This window comes from Paraglaciecola sp. IT1134, from assembly GCF_058068185.1.
Window position 1 is genome coordinate 4,637,043 of the sequence record NZ_CM176486.1, and the last position, 15,017, is coordinate 4,652,059.

10 protein-coding genes are annotated in these 15,017 nt (G+C 43.4%); 7 read left to right on the top strand and 3 right to left on the bottom strand.

The window, feature by feature from the left end; genetic code table 11:
* Position 1 precedes the first annotated feature (1 nt).
* Positions 2-736 carry a SapC family protein gene (locus AC3RV5_RS20150; RefSeq protein ID WP_489729356.1) on the bottom strand — a complete coding sequence of 245 codons (735 nt, stop codon included), beginning with the start codon at positions 734-736 and terminating at the stop codon, positions 2-4.
* Positions 737-846: 110 nt separating this feature from the next.
* The gene (locus AC3RV5_RS20155) at positions 847-3,963 is read right to left on the bottom strand and encodes a TonB-dependent receptor (RefSeq protein ID WP_489729357.1); all 3,117 of its coding nucleotides are present in this window, start codon (positions 3,961-3,963) and stop codon (positions 847-849) included.
* A 467-nt stretch (positions 3,964-4,430) separates the two neighbouring features.
* Here AC3RV5_RS20155 and AC3RV5_RS20160 point away from each other — a divergent pair, with 467 nt between their 5' ends.
* Complete coding sequence (locus AC3RV5_RS20160; RefSeq protein WP_489729358.1) at positions 4,431-5,123, top strand: GntR family transcriptional regulator; 693 nt, start codon at positions 4,431-4,433, stop codon at positions 5,121-5,123.
* Positions 5,124-5,147: 24 nt separating this feature from the next.
* Here AC3RV5_RS20160 and AC3RV5_RS20165 read toward each other — a convergent pair whose 3' ends face one another.
* Positions 5,148-6,152 carry a substrate-binding domain-containing protein gene (locus tag AC3RV5_RS20165; protein ID WP_489729359.1) on the bottom strand — a complete coding sequence of 335 codons (1,005 nt, stop codon included), beginning with the start codon at positions 6,150-6,152 and terminating at the stop codon, positions 5,148-5,150.
* A 305-nt stretch (positions 6,153-6,457) separates the two neighbouring features.
* On the opposite strand from AC3RV5_RS20165, the gene AC3RV5_RS20170 reads away from it, so the two are divergent.
* From AC3RV5_RS20170 to AC3RV5_RS20195, 6 genes are all read left to right on the top strand, one after another.
* Positions 6,458-7,294, top strand: coding sequence for a hypothetical protein (locus AC3RV5_RS20170; protein WP_489729360.1), 837 nt, complete (start codon positions 6,458-6,460; stop codon positions 7,292-7,294).
* 2 nt (positions 7,295-7,296) lie between these two features.
* Positions 7,297-8,295, top strand: coding sequence for a Kelch repeat-containing protein (locus tag AC3RV5_RS20175; protein WP_489729361.1), 999 nt, complete (start codon positions 7,297-7,299; stop codon positions 8,293-8,295).
* Positions 8,296-8,688: 393 nt separating this feature from the next.
* Positions 8,689-10,341 carry a glycoside hydrolase family 43 protein gene (locus AC3RV5_RS20180; protein ID WP_489729362.1) on the top strand — a complete coding sequence of 551 codons (1,653 nt, stop codon included), beginning with the start codon at positions 8,689-8,691 and terminating at the stop codon, positions 10,339-10,341.
* Positions 10,328-12,106 carry an IlvD/Edd family dehydratase gene (locus AC3RV5_RS20185; RefSeq protein ID WP_489729363.1) on the top strand — a complete coding sequence of 593 codons (1,779 nt, stop codon included), beginning with the start codon at positions 10,328-10,330 and terminating at the stop codon, positions 12,104-12,106. Before AC3RV5_RS20180 ends, AC3RV5_RS20185 begins: the two co-directional genes overlap by 14 nt.
* Positions 12,107-12,137: 31 nt before the next feature.
* On the top strand, positions 12,138-13,319 hold the full coding sequence (locus AC3RV5_RS20190) for a fumarylacetoacetate hydrolase family protein (protein ID WP_489729364.1): 1,182 nt from the start codon (positions 12,138-12,140) through the stop codon (positions 13,317-13,319).
* Between the two features lie 10 nt (positions 13,320-13,329).
* On the top strand, positions 13,330-14,919 hold the full coding sequence (locus tag AC3RV5_RS20195) for an aldehyde dehydrogenase (NADP(+)) (protein WP_489729365.1): 1,590 nt from the start codon (positions 13,330-13,332) through the stop codon (positions 14,917-14,919).
* Positions 14,920-15,017 lie beyond the last annotated feature (98 nt).

Here is a 15,017-nt window from a genome sequence, read left to right on the forward strand (position 1 = left end):
CCTATAAATTGGGCGAATGAGATGAGTGCATTTTCATATTAACTAGGTTCGCTATGTTGCCCGCGGACGATGCCACTGCAAAACAATGTTCCAGTAAGCCCATCCCATTTAATTCATGCAATTCATCAGCGCCTAGTGCAGCTAAACGCTCACGACTTATCGTGAATAAGTTCGCCATGTTGCAGGTACCCATTTGCCCTAAATTCACCGCTATTTCGACTGGCTCTATCAGCTCAAACTTGGTTAAAATCGCAAAAAAATCACCAGTACTGTGGCTGCCGACATGGATCCTTTGCATCGCTTGCATTATCTGTTCAAAATAGGGGCTGTAACCTCCATGGGTCTTGAATAAAGGTTTTCCTATTTCATTACTGATACGAGCGTCATCAATGTCGACCATAACAATGGGGTCTGCCATAGTATGCTGCTCGCTCATATTATTTATTAACTGCAACGCGAATGGCCCCCGCATTGACATGGCGGGAATGTAACGTGCAGCCCAGCGAGTATTATCTAAAAAAAGATTTTCACTCTGGTCAAATCCCAAAATACAGATAGCGTAGTAACCTGTTGTTGCGCTATGGCGAAAAAAAATCGGATATTCTCTTTGCAAGCTTTCAAATTCAGTAGGAAAAACGAGTGCCTGATTGATATTGTCGCCAAATTCTTCACCGTATTGATTACGCACTTTGAGGTTTTGGTGAGTCACACAATCTAATGCTTTATAATTCGACATCTAACACCTATTCATGGTTATTACGCCTTTAATTTATCGCACCGAAAAGCATGAGGCGCGCCGTTTGAATAAAAAATTAAACCGCCATCACTGGCGGTTTAATTTGCGTTTTATAAAAACTTATATCGCACGCCTAAGTAGTAACGTGCTGCATTTTCTCGTAGAAAGTGCAAATCTGTTTTCGAACGTGAAAACGAACGAGAGTCTTCTTCATTTAAATTTATTGCATCAAAAGAGAGTGCCAAATTTTCACTAAACGAGTAACTAAGGTTGAAATCTATCTGACCATACTCTTCAACAAAAATAGGATTGTTAAATCCACTGCCGTCATTCGCTGACGCCAGAAACTCATCTCGCCAGTTATAAGCTAAGCGGCTTGACCAACCATCTTTTTCGTAAATTAAAGTGACGTTTGCGGTATCACTTAAGCCCTGTAATGCAAATTGTGATACATTAGGCGCGCCAGACACATCGTATCCAACATCACCGTTGACCACGGTATAACTGCCCACAACGCCAAATCCTGATTCACCAAAAAAGTGCTGAGCTTGAAGTTCTAGCCCGTTAATTTTAGCTGAATTATTGTTGATAGGTTGATTCAAAGCAAAGTTGAATAACGGATCATCACTGTTTGGTACTATCTCAAAGCTACCTTCGAGACGATCATATTCAGCATCCTCTATATTCCCATCAACATCTTGATTGGCCGTAAACAAAGCCATTGCTTCGGCCATATTTGCTGATTGGTCAACGTATACAGTTGCGGCGAATAGATTAATTTCGTTTGCTAATACCCCTAAGTTGTCGAGTATTTCTAGTGCCATACCTGAACGAGTACCTGGTGCGCCAGACGAAGCATCGCGTAAACCAAACAAGTTACCATTAACCGTTTCACGACCAACAAAATTACTTACACGCTTAGAAAACAAGCCCGCTGAAACATAACTAGTTTCATCGAAGTACCATTCTACAGACACATCATAGTTATCTGATTCTAACGGTTTTAACCCTGGGTTACCTTTACTGCCCGTTACCACGTTTCCTAATGCTGTTGGACCTGAAGGGGAATTTGCATTGTCGCTAGCGTATAAATTGTTATATGTCGCTCTTGCAAGTGTTTTACTGTATGACGCTCGTACTTTAATTTCATCAGTTAGGTTAATCGCAAGATCAATGTTTGGTAACAAATTACTGTATGATGAATCTGAAGAAAATCCAGAACTCGATGCAGCCGCAGACTTAGCAAAGTCATTATCGCCTTGCCAAATAATGGCAGATGTTGGAGATGATTCAGTTGTTGCAGTAACATCGGTTTGTTCGTACCTAAGTCCTACATTCAAATATGCGTCTAAGCCACCAATTTGAAATTCATTTGTAAGCTGAACAAAAATGGATGTTACATCTTCTTCGATGACATCATAAGCACTGCCTGTCACGCGTAGAGGCCGAGAAGACGCACCGGCGTAACCCGCTTCATAAGCTGGCGATAGCGCAGCAAAGATATCCGCGGCATTGCCACGCACAGCGTAAACTTGGTTGTTTGTCGCTCCACCAACAGAAGTAGTTCCACCACCTATTGTGTGATCATTAAATTTACAAGATATGCAAAAAGTTTCAAGCGAACCTGGAGCTAAATCTTCTACGTCTCCAGGATTTTCAGAACCCCAGTTTCCTAAAATTTGTTGATAGTCAGTTCTATCAGCAACGTTTTTCTGAGTGCGATAATTAGCCCCGACCGTTAGGTTTGCTCCATCGTCTAACACCCAATCAGCACGAAAATCGAATTGATCGATTTCATTAATTTGTGTGACCTTACGCATACCATTAGCAACTTGACTTGCTACTATTTCAGGACGAATAACTGTCTCTCCTGATAGTGTCTCGACAGTACGCACAGGAATTGCGCCACTATAATCGACGGATTGAAATACCGAGTCGGTCGAAGAGTTGCCGTATTTGTGATCTAAGCCGACATTGATTTCGGTATAGCCCATTGGTGCATCAGGCGTCACTTCAGCCTTCGAAGTATGGCCGTCGAATGTCAACGTAAGCGTGTCGTTTACATAGTATTGCGCGTTAAAGCCAAGGGAATTCAACTCATCTTTTGTGGCACGCATAACCTGAGGCATACCACCGCCTTTATTGATGGCTTTTTCTTTTATGAAGATAGTACTTGGAACCGGACTATCGTCAAATACCACCTCAGTGAAAGGACGATTGAACCAATTATAAAATTCTACTTTTTCTTCCACACCTTTATTCACAGCAAAAGTGTAATCTGCTGTCATAGACAAGTTCTCGCTCGGGGCAAACTGCAATACTAACTGACCATTACTGCGCTCGCGTTCAAATTCCGAAAACTGGTAGCGGCTATCTCTTGGTAAAGTCACGTATTGGTCTAAAGAAGTAGGTGCATTAGTAATAATGGTATCTTCGGTAGTTAGCCCTAGAAACTCAGAATATGGGATAACATTCCACGATGACGATGTAGCTCCTGCTGCTGCACTATCTCGATTTGATATACCACCAAAAAACCCAATACCAAACGTATTGTCTTCATTTGCCCAACTAAAAGAGCCACCGATTTCAGGAGTAATACTGCTTCCTCTATCCACCGATGTATCATGTATTGCTTTGGCGCTTATTGAGCCTTGCATACCCGAAGTTCCCAAAGGACGTCGTGTCACAACATTAACGGTTGCTCCAATACCACCAGAAGAAATATCGGCACGACCGGTTTTAAATACTTCTAGTATCTGCACCCCATCAGAGGATAAATTTGAAAAATCAAACGCTCGACCTGAAGCTCCCGAAGCACTGCCACTACTACCTGCCCCAACAATTGGCACATTCGCAGTGGGCATGGTACGACCATTAAGTGTCACCTGATTAAAGTCGGCGCCAAAACCACGTACGGTGATCTGTGAACCTTCTCCGTTTACTCGGTCGATAGATACACCAGGAATACGTTGTAATGATTCAGCTAAATTCGTAGAGGGGAATTTACCAATATCTTCCGACGAAATAGCGTCAACTACCCCTTCTGAATCTCTTTTAAGATTCATAGAGTTAAACAAACTACCGCGAATCCCAGTAACTGCAATGACTTCAGTTCCGTCATTGGCTGGAGACTCTTGTGCAATGGTCGGCATGATGACTGATGAGCTTAGCAGCAGCGATATGCTCTTTGTCAGTAGTGTCTTTTTAAACTTATTATGCGTGTTCATATTTTAAGCCTTTTGATCTTCTTCCTGTTAATTGGATGATGTGTATCGCTAGACGAAAGAGCCTGCACACTCTACGTATACATTATCAACCACCAATGTATACATTAATATTCAAGGATTAACATGTCAACGCTAAAATTAACGTTTTGGTTACATGCAATAAAAAATTACCCATCTTTTAAAATAAGTCCGTACTATATGCCCCCTTACCTTGGGGCCAGGGAAAAGCTTAATAATGCACATGCTCAATATAATGGGAGTATGCAAAACCCTTGTAATACAGGTTATCTTGAGGTTTTAATAAGAATGAGGCGGGTTAGAACATGAAACTCACTGGCACTTTATTTCGTGATCATTGACAAAAACGAATGGCGAAAATATGAAGCAAGTCTGATCCCCTTAGCATTTCACGAAAAAACACTTATCTATATAAAATGATCATCTGCATCTAGTAAAAGAAGACATGTATGAATAAACCAATGAAAACCAGTGCAATATCCCTTTCTGAAAAGGCCTATCAGACCATCCGTGCTTTAATTTTGGAAAATGAGTTCAGAGCTGGCGATCAAATACTAGAGAAAGTATTGGTAGAAAAACTCAACATCAGCCGCACACCCATTCGTGAAGCGTGTGTGCAACTTGAAAAAGAAGGTTTGATAGAGATAAGGCCTAGACGAGGCATATTTATTAAGCCTATATCAGGTGCCGACATGAACGAAATTTATGACATCATGACGGCATTAGAAGCCCAAGCCGCTAAGATATTAGCTGAAAAGGTGGCAAATAAGACGATTACAGAAAAAGAGCTTAAGCAGCTTGAACTACCTACATTGCGGATGGAAAAAGCATTACAACAAGACAATTTAAAAGATTGGGCCGAAGCTGATGAAGAGTTTCACCTGGGTCTATTAGAGTTATGCGGAAACGTTCGCTTGAAGCAGGTGGTTCTTCAGTTCTGGGGGCAAGCCCATAGAGTTCGTTACTTTACACTTGAACTGCGTAATAAGCCCACAGATTCAACAGCTGATCATATAGCTGTAGTTGAAGCTATTAGAGCTGGTGATGCGAAAAGAGCAGGGGAAATACATAGCTTACACCGTCAGAAAGGTAAGCATAATCTACTCAGTATTATCGAAAAGTATAGGTTCGATAATCTATAGAGCCGAAATGCTATATAGACATATTTAAATACTCTCGCCATCGTTAATTTCGAACCCAAGATCGATGCACTCATCGATAACTTGCACACCATCAATACGAGACAACAGTTGCTCTGCAGCGACTTGACCAATATTAAATCTCGGCGTAATGACACTTGCAAGCTTGGGAGAATAAAGCTGCCCCATTTCGTGCCCGTGCATTCCAGACACCGCAAGCTCATCAGGGACGAGAATACCCTTTTTCTTACAGCTTAATAACACCCCCATAGCTACATCGTCGTTGGTACAAATGGCGGCATCCACTTTGGGATGTACGCCAAGAATACTATCCAAAATTTCAGATCCCAAGCGAATCGAGGACACATCAGGAGAACGAAAGACCAAGGACTTAAGTCCGTGTTCGGTAATTGCTGCCTCATAACCTCTTTGCCTCAATATATCCCGTACATCCCCTTTCGCGCCAATATAGGCGATATTCTTGTATCCTTTTTGAATAAGCTTTTCCGTCATTTTTCGTGACGCTTGCATATTATTGAACCCGACAGCCTGCTGGATCGGGGGAGTGCAGGTATCCATTATTTCTGTCACCGGAACACCAGATGAACTGATCATCCGTAAAGTATTTGCAGTATGTACACTCTCAGACAAGATCAGGCCGTCCACATGATATCCAAGTAAGGAGCCTATTCGTTTTTCTTCAAGTTCTTTTGAATAGCTGTAATGAGCAATCATAATTTGATAACCCGCGGGCTCAGTAACCGACTCAATACCACGCAATACTTCATCAAAAACATGATTAGATATTGATGGAAAAAGCACACCAATCGCATGGCTTTTCCCCTTCGATAAGATATTTGGGGCTCGATTGGGAATGTAGCCTAATTTGCTTATCGCTGACTCAATTTCAATACGCGAAGATATTTTAACCAAATTCGGGTTCTTCATATAACGGCTTACGGTCATCTTCGTCATGCCAACCACATCAGCAATGTCTTGTAATGTCGTTCTTTTCGCTTTGTTTTTACTCATCGATCACATTCACTAATATTTTTATATCGGTAGCATTATCCACGCACAATAATCTATTAAATAATCACTGTCAGGAAAAGTCTCTTATAAAATAAACTATTGCTCAATAATTATGTTACTGGTAACTTATTAATGTATACATTAATAGCACTTAATTAAGACGACCCGCTCAACTTAGTTATTGGAGTGACTCAATATAAAGTAAAGGGTGAGTCAGGCTTTTAAAACCATGTTGGCTGTTAAGTCATGTATGTGATGACTTAACAGCCAACAAATCTAACCCGTTTCCTCCAGGAATTTTAAAAATGAAAAAGCTTTACATACTTACCTTCTTTACTGTGTCTGTTTTATTCTCACTATTTAGCCATGCTACTAACGATGTCCCCCAGTTCGATAAAACTAAAGACTTATTATTGTTAAATTTCGACCTCAAAACTGACGTAGATGATGTTCATACTATTGCTGCGCTGGATCTTATTTTGAAAGCGGAAGCTTTTAAAAACCTCAACTATTTTGCAGTTAGTGGCACCTACGGTGTTCAGGGAGGTTTATATGTTCCAGCAAATTCGCTATTTGATTTAGTATTCAAAGACAATTGGACCGATGCCCATTTGCAACGTAAAAAGGCACTTAACGACACGACTCAAAAAGTTAAGCAAGTGATTGCTTCAGGTGGACGGGTATGGGTTGCAGAAGCAGGCCAAAGTGATTTTACTCAAGAATTACTTAACAGCTTAGCTGAACTGGATAAACCGCTGACAAAAGAGCAGTTTATTGTCGTTCAACACAGTACTTGGAACGAGAATGAGACTAGTAAAGACGCACTAGCATTTGTTAAAGCACATACCACTTACATAAAAGTGCCTGATGGAAATGCTGCAGAAAATGGCACGCCGGGCTTCAATAACACTTCTTACTCAGTAAAAAAACTTGAAGCGGACAATCTACCTTCGTCACAGGTATGGAAAACAGCTAACGCCATTAGTAGCCAATATAATGGCGTGAACGGGCGTTATCAGAACGATAGCATTTTTTACGGCGGGGCTGACTTTTCAGACTTGGTAGAAGTAACCTGGCTCTTAGGCATCACAGAGGTCGATACGGTTGATCAGTTTTTTACAAAATTCAACACAAAGCCGTAACCATGTTGACTTCTTTCAGGCAATTACGACTCATTGCAGGTTTGCTGTATACCTGCAGTGTTATGGCTTTTGCGTCACAAGAAACGTGGAGCAAGGTAGAAACTAATGGCGCATTTTCAGTGCGCCATGAAGCTGGATTTGTAAGCGTCAATAACAAGGGATATTTAATCGGCGGGCGGGGTATCAAGCCAGTTGACGAGCTCGATCCTAATACGCTTAGTTGGCGCAACTTATCACCCTCACCTATTGAACTTCATCACTTTCAACCTAGCGTGTGGCAAAATAAAATTGTTATTGCGGGAGCCCTAACGGGCCAATACCCTAGTGAAGAGCCAGTAGAGCATATCTATTTTTTCTCGCCTGAAAAAAATACATGGCAACAAGGAGCCGCTATTCCCCAAGAGAGACTCAGAGGCGGCACTATAGCCATTGTAAACCAAGATATACTTTATTTGATTGGTGGAATTACAAATGGTCACCTCGACGGTAACGTAAACTGGGTTGATAGCTTGGATTTGCGCACCCAAAAATGGACTATTTTACCCAATGCGCCTCGGGCTCGCGATCACGCTCAAGGGGTATGGATAGACCATAAAATCTATGTGGTTGGTGGACGACGTACCTTAGGTGCACAAAACAAAGTATTTGAATTGGTCGAGGAAAAAGTAGACGTATTCGATGTCTCGAGCCAAACATGGACTACCCTGCCACAAAACATGCCTATACCTAGGGCTGGTCTTTCAATCTACGCTGAGCAAAATAACTTTATCGCGGTAGGTGGTGAAAGCGCCAACCCAAATAAAGCCCATGAAGAAGTTCATCGCTACGATATATTGCAAGGTAAGTGGTCATCTGCACCATCTTTGCTAAAAGGTAGACATGGTAGTGGTGTCATAAAGATGAACGGCTACCTGTGGATAGCATCAGGCTCGGGTATGCAAGGCGGTTCTCCTGAACTAGATTCAGTTGAACGCATACTCGCTGACAACATATTTAAATAACACCAAGTGATTACGTAGGAGCTCATAAACGAAGATCCGTTTATGAGCTCTTCGTAGCAACTACCAAAAAGTCAGGTTTATCGAGCCTAACAAAACATTATCTGCCCCTAATCAAGTTGTTTAAACCCACAGGCAATAATTCTCTTCAAGATGAAATGCCACACAGCCAATCCATCTGAGCTGCGATGTTTGATAGGGGAACAGAGCCAGATAATAAATGCATTATGTAAAGGCATTTAATCTTTACGTTAGTTACCCATAGTGACATGACGCCTTGAAATGTTACCGGGAACATTTTAGTGTGGTTAGCATATTAATGATGTAAAACTTTTGTTTCTCCATCACCTATTGGCTGAACAATACCAAACATATAGAGAGACTAGTCTGGTGCAAATGATTAGCAATCCAATTATTAAAGGCTTCAATCCCGACCCCGTCATCTGCCGCCAAGGTGACGACTACTACATAGCCACTTCCACATTCGAATGGTTTCCTGGGGTGCGCATTTATCACAGCAAGAACTTGCAAGATTGGCAATTGGTTGCACATCCACTCGATCGGGTAAGCCAACTAGATATGCGGGGGATCCCCAATTCTGGCGGAGTTTGGGCACCTTGCCTAACTCACCATGATGGTCTTTTTTGGTTAGTTTATTCAAACGTAAAAAGTGTAGAAAGCCCATGGAAATGCGGTGATAACTTTTTGGTAACCGCGCCAAACATAGAAGGGCCATGGAGCGAGCCGATTCAGCTACCATTTGCAGGATTTGACCCCTCGTTATTTCATGATGCATCGGACAAAAAATATATTACCTATCGAGAATGGGGTCCTCGTCATCATAGCAATCCGCACAACCACATTATATTGCAAGAGTATTTTCATGATAGGCAGAGCCTGTCTGAACAAAGCAGCATTATCTTCACCGGTACTGAGCGAAAACTAACAGAAGCACCGCATATTTATCAGCTCGATGGTTACTACTATTTATTCGTTGCTGAGGGCGGCACAGCTTACGATCATGCGGTCACAGTACTGCGAAGTCGTGAACTAACAGGACCTTTTGAGTTGCATCCCGACGAGACGATTTTAACCAGTGCTCACATGCCCGCACATGCATTGCAAAAAGCCGGGCACGGGGCAATGTTGCAAACCCATAATAACCAATGGTACATGGTGTTTTTAGTCGGCCGTCCGTTAAATACCAATACTCAATCCGCGCCAGAACAAACAAAGGGCTATTGTCCATTAGGCCGCGAAACCGCCATTGATCAAATTGAATGGCGCGATAACTGGCCCTATGTGGTCGGTGGCCAACACGCAAAATCAGCGATACCCGCCCCTGAGTTTGCAAGGGCAAAGAATGCTCCTGATGAAAGCTTTATTGACCGATTTGACACTGGAAAGTTAGATGCAGAATGGCAAACACTACGCGTGCCATTTAGTAATGAATTAGGCGAGATATGCTCAGACAATAAGTGCCTAAGATTGTTTGGTCGTGAGCCTCTTATATCACTATTTACCCAAGCGACCGTTGGCCACAGATGGAAACATTTTCAGTTTGACGCCTTAACCACAGTGTCATTCAAACCTGTCAATCCACAGCAAAATGCCGGTCTTGTTTGTTATTACAATACCCAAAATTGGATTTATTGTTTCATCGATTTTGATAGTGCTCTTGGTTCGCGCAGCCTAAAAATAATCCAACTTGATAACAACGAAGCCAAATATTTTCTATACGACTGCCCCATAGCACTGCCCGCATCGCAAGTCTCGGTAGCACTTAAAGTAAGCGTTAGAGCGCAAACATTGTCCTTTAGCTATGCCTTAGACCAAGACAACTGGTGTCCTATCGATTTGACTTTCGAGGCGTGGAAATTGTCCGATGATTATGTCAAAGGTAAAGGCTTTTTCACCGGGGCATTTATTTGTTTGCATTGCAGTGATTTAAGCAACAGAGGTATTCATGCTGACTTCCATCACTTTGAATACCTTCCCCTCACTACTAGTGACAATTTAACAAAAGATATAGACCATGACCGCACATAAAAAAACGCGCTTTCGCTCTCAAGATTGGTTCGACAACAAAGAACACATTGACCTCACCGCTTTATATCTAGAGCGCTTTATGAATTATGGCATTACGCCAGAAGAGCTACGCTCAGGTAAGCCTATTATAGGTATTGCCCAATCAGGCAGTGATCTTGCTCCTTGTAATCGCATTCATATAGAGCTTGCTGCCCGGGTAAAAGACGGTATTCGAGCCGCAGGAGGCATACCCATCGAATTTCCAAGCCATCCTATTTTTGAAAACTGCCGCCGCCCTACCGCCGCTTTAGACAGAAACCTGGCCTATCTGGGCTTGGTCGAAATATTGTACGGCTATCCCATTGACGGCGTGGTGTTTACCACCGGCTGTGACAAAACCACACCTTCAAGCCTTATGGCGGCGTCTACTGTGGATATTCCAGCCATCGTTTTATCTGGTGGTCCCATGTTAGATGGTTGGCACAATAATGAGTTGGTCGGTTCTGGCACTGTGATTTGGCGCTCACGAAAACGACTCGCCGCTGGTGAGATAGATGAAGAAGAATTTCTTAATTTAGCCATGAGTTCAGCCCCGTCAGCGGGCCACTGCAATACGATGGGCACCGCCTTAACCATGAATTCGGTAGCAGAGACACTGGGTATGTCTCTGACCGGTTGTGCTGCTATTCCTGCTCCTTATCGAGAGCGAGGACAAATAGCCTATCGTACTGGTGAGCGTATCGTAAAAATGGTCTACGAAGACTTAGTCCCTTCACGTATTCTCACGCGAGCCGCTTTTATCAACGCAATGAAACTTATTGCCGCTATCGGTGGTTCTACGAATGCGCAGCCCCACCTTATGGCGATGGCAAAACATGCGGGCGTCGAAATAAACGCCCAAGATTGGAATGACCTAGCCAGACCCATTCCACTGTTAGTCAATGTACAACCTGCAGGGGAATTTTTAGGCGAGCGCTTTCATCGGGCTGGCGGTGTGCCAGCCGTATTATGGGAATTACTCGAAGCCGGTGAATTAGACGGAGATGTGCTGACCGTATCTGGTCACTTATTGAAAGACAATATACAAGGTAAACAAGCCAGCGATAGAGCGGTTATCAAACCCTTCAACGCCCCCATGTTAGCAAATGCTGGGTTCGCGGTACTCTCGGGCAATTTCTTTGATTTCGCCATAATGAAAACCAGTGTTATATCCGCAGAATTCAAACAGCGTTTTCTATCACAACCTGGTAGTGAGGGCGTATTTAACGCCAAGGCAGTGGTGTTTGAAAATGCTGAGGATTACCATAAAAACATCAATGATCCGGCCTTAAAAATTGACGCATCTTGCATACTTGTATTGCGCGGTGCTGGCCCCGTAGGCTGGCCTGGCTCTGCTGAGGTGGTCAACATGCAACCCCCAAACTACCTTATCGAGCAAGGGATCACGAGTTTACCCACACTGGGGGACGGCAGACAATCCGGAACCTCTGACAGCCCCTCTATCTTGCACGTTTCTCCTGAAAGCTCCACCGGTGGAGGACTCGCCTACATCGAAAGCGGCGATATGCTGCGCATCGATTTGGTTAACGGAAAATGTGATGTGGCTTTAAGCAAGGAAGAGATGGCACAGCGTAAACAAAATAAGACGCTCTCGACACCTGTATCTGACACGCCCTGGCAAGAAATCTATCGCAGCACGGTTAGCGATCTGTCTCAAGGCGGGGTTATCGAATTGGCAACCAAGTATCAGAAAATTTCACACAAACTACCTCGTCACAACCATTAGTGTGACGTTCATTATTTAATAGGTTTCGTAAATGAACATAGAAAAATATCTACCTGAAGACGGGTTTGCAGGCACATTGATTGCGAGGGCGTGGCTACCAACATCGTCAAACAATGCCGTTGCTGGTCCAGCGCCTGTTTGGTTATCACAATCGGGCGTGTATGACTTGTCAAAGTTAGCCCCCACCTGTTCCGCATTAGTAGAAAAAAGCATAACTAAAGCAGACTTAGAAGATAAAGCCTTGCCCTATATGGGTAGTGTTGAAGCACTCTTTAATAACTCTTTGGAAAAACCACTAGATAAAGCATATTTACATTTGCTCTCGCCGTTTGATTTACAAGCGATCAAGGCGTGCGGCGTGACATTTGTGGGCTCCATGCTTGAACGTGTAATAGAAGAAAAAGCCGGAGGCGATCCACATGTAGCACAAACAATACGCCATAAAATAACCCATACCCTAGGTACGTCGGTTGATAATTTAGTACCTGGCTCAGTAGCCGCTGAAGAGTTAAAACAAGTACTGATAAAAGAAAATATGTGGTCACAATACCTTGAGGTTGGCATTGGCCCTTATGCTGAGGTTTTCACTAAAGCACAACCTCTTTCTTCCGTTGGTTTTGGCGCAGAAATAGGCATTCACCCCATATCAACTTGGAATAATCCGGAACCAGAAATCGTTTTAGCGATAAACAGTCGAGGAAAAATAGTCGGCGCCGCCTTAGGGAATGACGTTAACCTGCGCGATATTGAAGGTCGTAGCGCTTTGTTATTAGGTAAAGCAAAAGACAACAATGCTTCCTGCGCGATTGGCCCCATCATTAGATTATTTGATAACACGTTTACCCTCACCCAGCTTAAATCCACTCAAGTGAAACTTAATGTCAGTGGAGCACAAGATCACTATCAACTTGATGCGACTAATGACATGACAAAAATCAGTCGCGACATTGAAGATTTAGTTTCTCAAACGATTTCTGATTGCCATCAATATCCCGATGGACTGGCCTTGTTCACCGGCACCTTGTTTACCCCTACCCAAGACAGAGACGAAAAAGACAAAGGTTTCACCCATAAGCCCGGCGACATCGTCAGCATTTCAGCACAAAAACTCGGCTCTTTAGTCAACACGGTGCACTTTTCAAATGAAATTCCGCCTTGGGAATTTGGTATCAGTGCCTTAATGAACAACCTCGCACAACGTAACTTAATATAGGAGTAGAACTATGACCCAAGTCAATCAACAGTCTTACATAGCCGGTGAATGGGTTTCCCCAACTGGGCCAGCTTTTTGTGCCCAAAACCCTGCTACTTCAGAGCTTTTGAGCCCATTTTACAACTGTCAAACACGCGAAGTAAGTACAGCAACTCAAGCCGCATGGCAGGCATTTTTGCAATTCTCGCGTATAAGCCCCATAAAACGCAGTGAATTTTTAAGCACCATTGCTGAAGAAATCCAAGCTTTAGGCGATGATTTACTTACCTTGTGCAACGAAGAATGTGGCTTAGGTTTACCAAGATTAACCGGTGAGCGAGCTCGTACCGTCAACCAAATTAACGCATTTGCTAAAATCGTAAAAGACAGCAGTTGGGTTCAAGCTAGCATTGATACGGCTGAGCCACAAAGACAACCACTACCCAAACCCGACCTGCGTAAGATGTTAAAGCCCATAGGACCTGTTGCGGTGTTCGGTGCATCTAATTTCCCTTTTGCATTTGGCGCATTGGGTGGTGATACCATATCAGCGCTAGCGGCAGGTAACCCAGTGGTATTAAAGGGGCACCCTACTCATCCTACAACAAACGCCCTTTTGGCCCGTGCAATTGACAAGGCCATCACCAAATGTGGCATGCCCAAAGGTGTATTCTCCTTGTTGCAAGGCAACGAAATTTCGCTCTCAGTGCAATTAGTCACCGATCCTTTGATCCAAGGCGTTGGTTTTACCGGCTCTTTGCAAGGTGGCCGTGCCATCATGAACGCGGCAGCTAAACGGGATACACCTATTCCCGTGTTTGCAGAAATGGGCAGCACTAATCCAATGTTTTTCACCCACAAGGTGCTGCAACAAGACGCAAATAACTTAGCGACTAAACTTGCCGCGTCAGTATGCATGGGCACAGGCCAATTCTGCACATCTCCGGGGATCATTGTAATTGAAAAACACCCCGACTTTGTTGAGGCTTTAACTCAAGGACTTAATAGTCAAGCCAAAACTCCGATGCTGAATAAAAACATCGGCACGGCCTTTGTTACAGGGGTAAAACGTTTCATCGCTTACAATGATGTTCAATGGCTTAATAAAAAAGATGATGCCTTGCACGAGCCTCTAATGCCCGCAAGTGTATTACTTAGTACATCCGCTACCGCATTCTTAAATAATGAGGCTATGCAGAACGAAATATTTGGCCCCGCAACCTTGCTTGTCGAATGTGACAGTGAACAGCAAATGTTAGCAGTGGCCAATGTACTAGAAGGAAACCTTACCACTTCAATTCATGCCACCGAGCAAGACGAAGGGTTTATTGCTGAGCTACTGCCGATATTAGAGCAAAAAGCTGGCAGAATTATATTTAATGGCTTTCCTACTGGCGTTGAAGTTTGTGGTTCACAGCATCATGGTGGTCCCTATCCCGCTTCGTCAAATGGGGCATCAACCAGTGTCGGCATCGACGCCATCCATCGATTTGCTAAATTTGTTGCCTACCAAGATACGCCTGCTTACGTGTTACCCCCAGAATTAGCAGACGAAAATCCGCACAAAGTAGTCCGTCGAATTAACGGTTGTTTTACCGCTTCGCCAGTTAAGCAATCTTAGTTTGCGAGCATTATGTCGAGCCCACTGCTGAACTAGCAGTGGGCTAGACAGCTTATTTATAACCAGCGGAGTGTCTGCAAGTGGAATACTTGATAGCC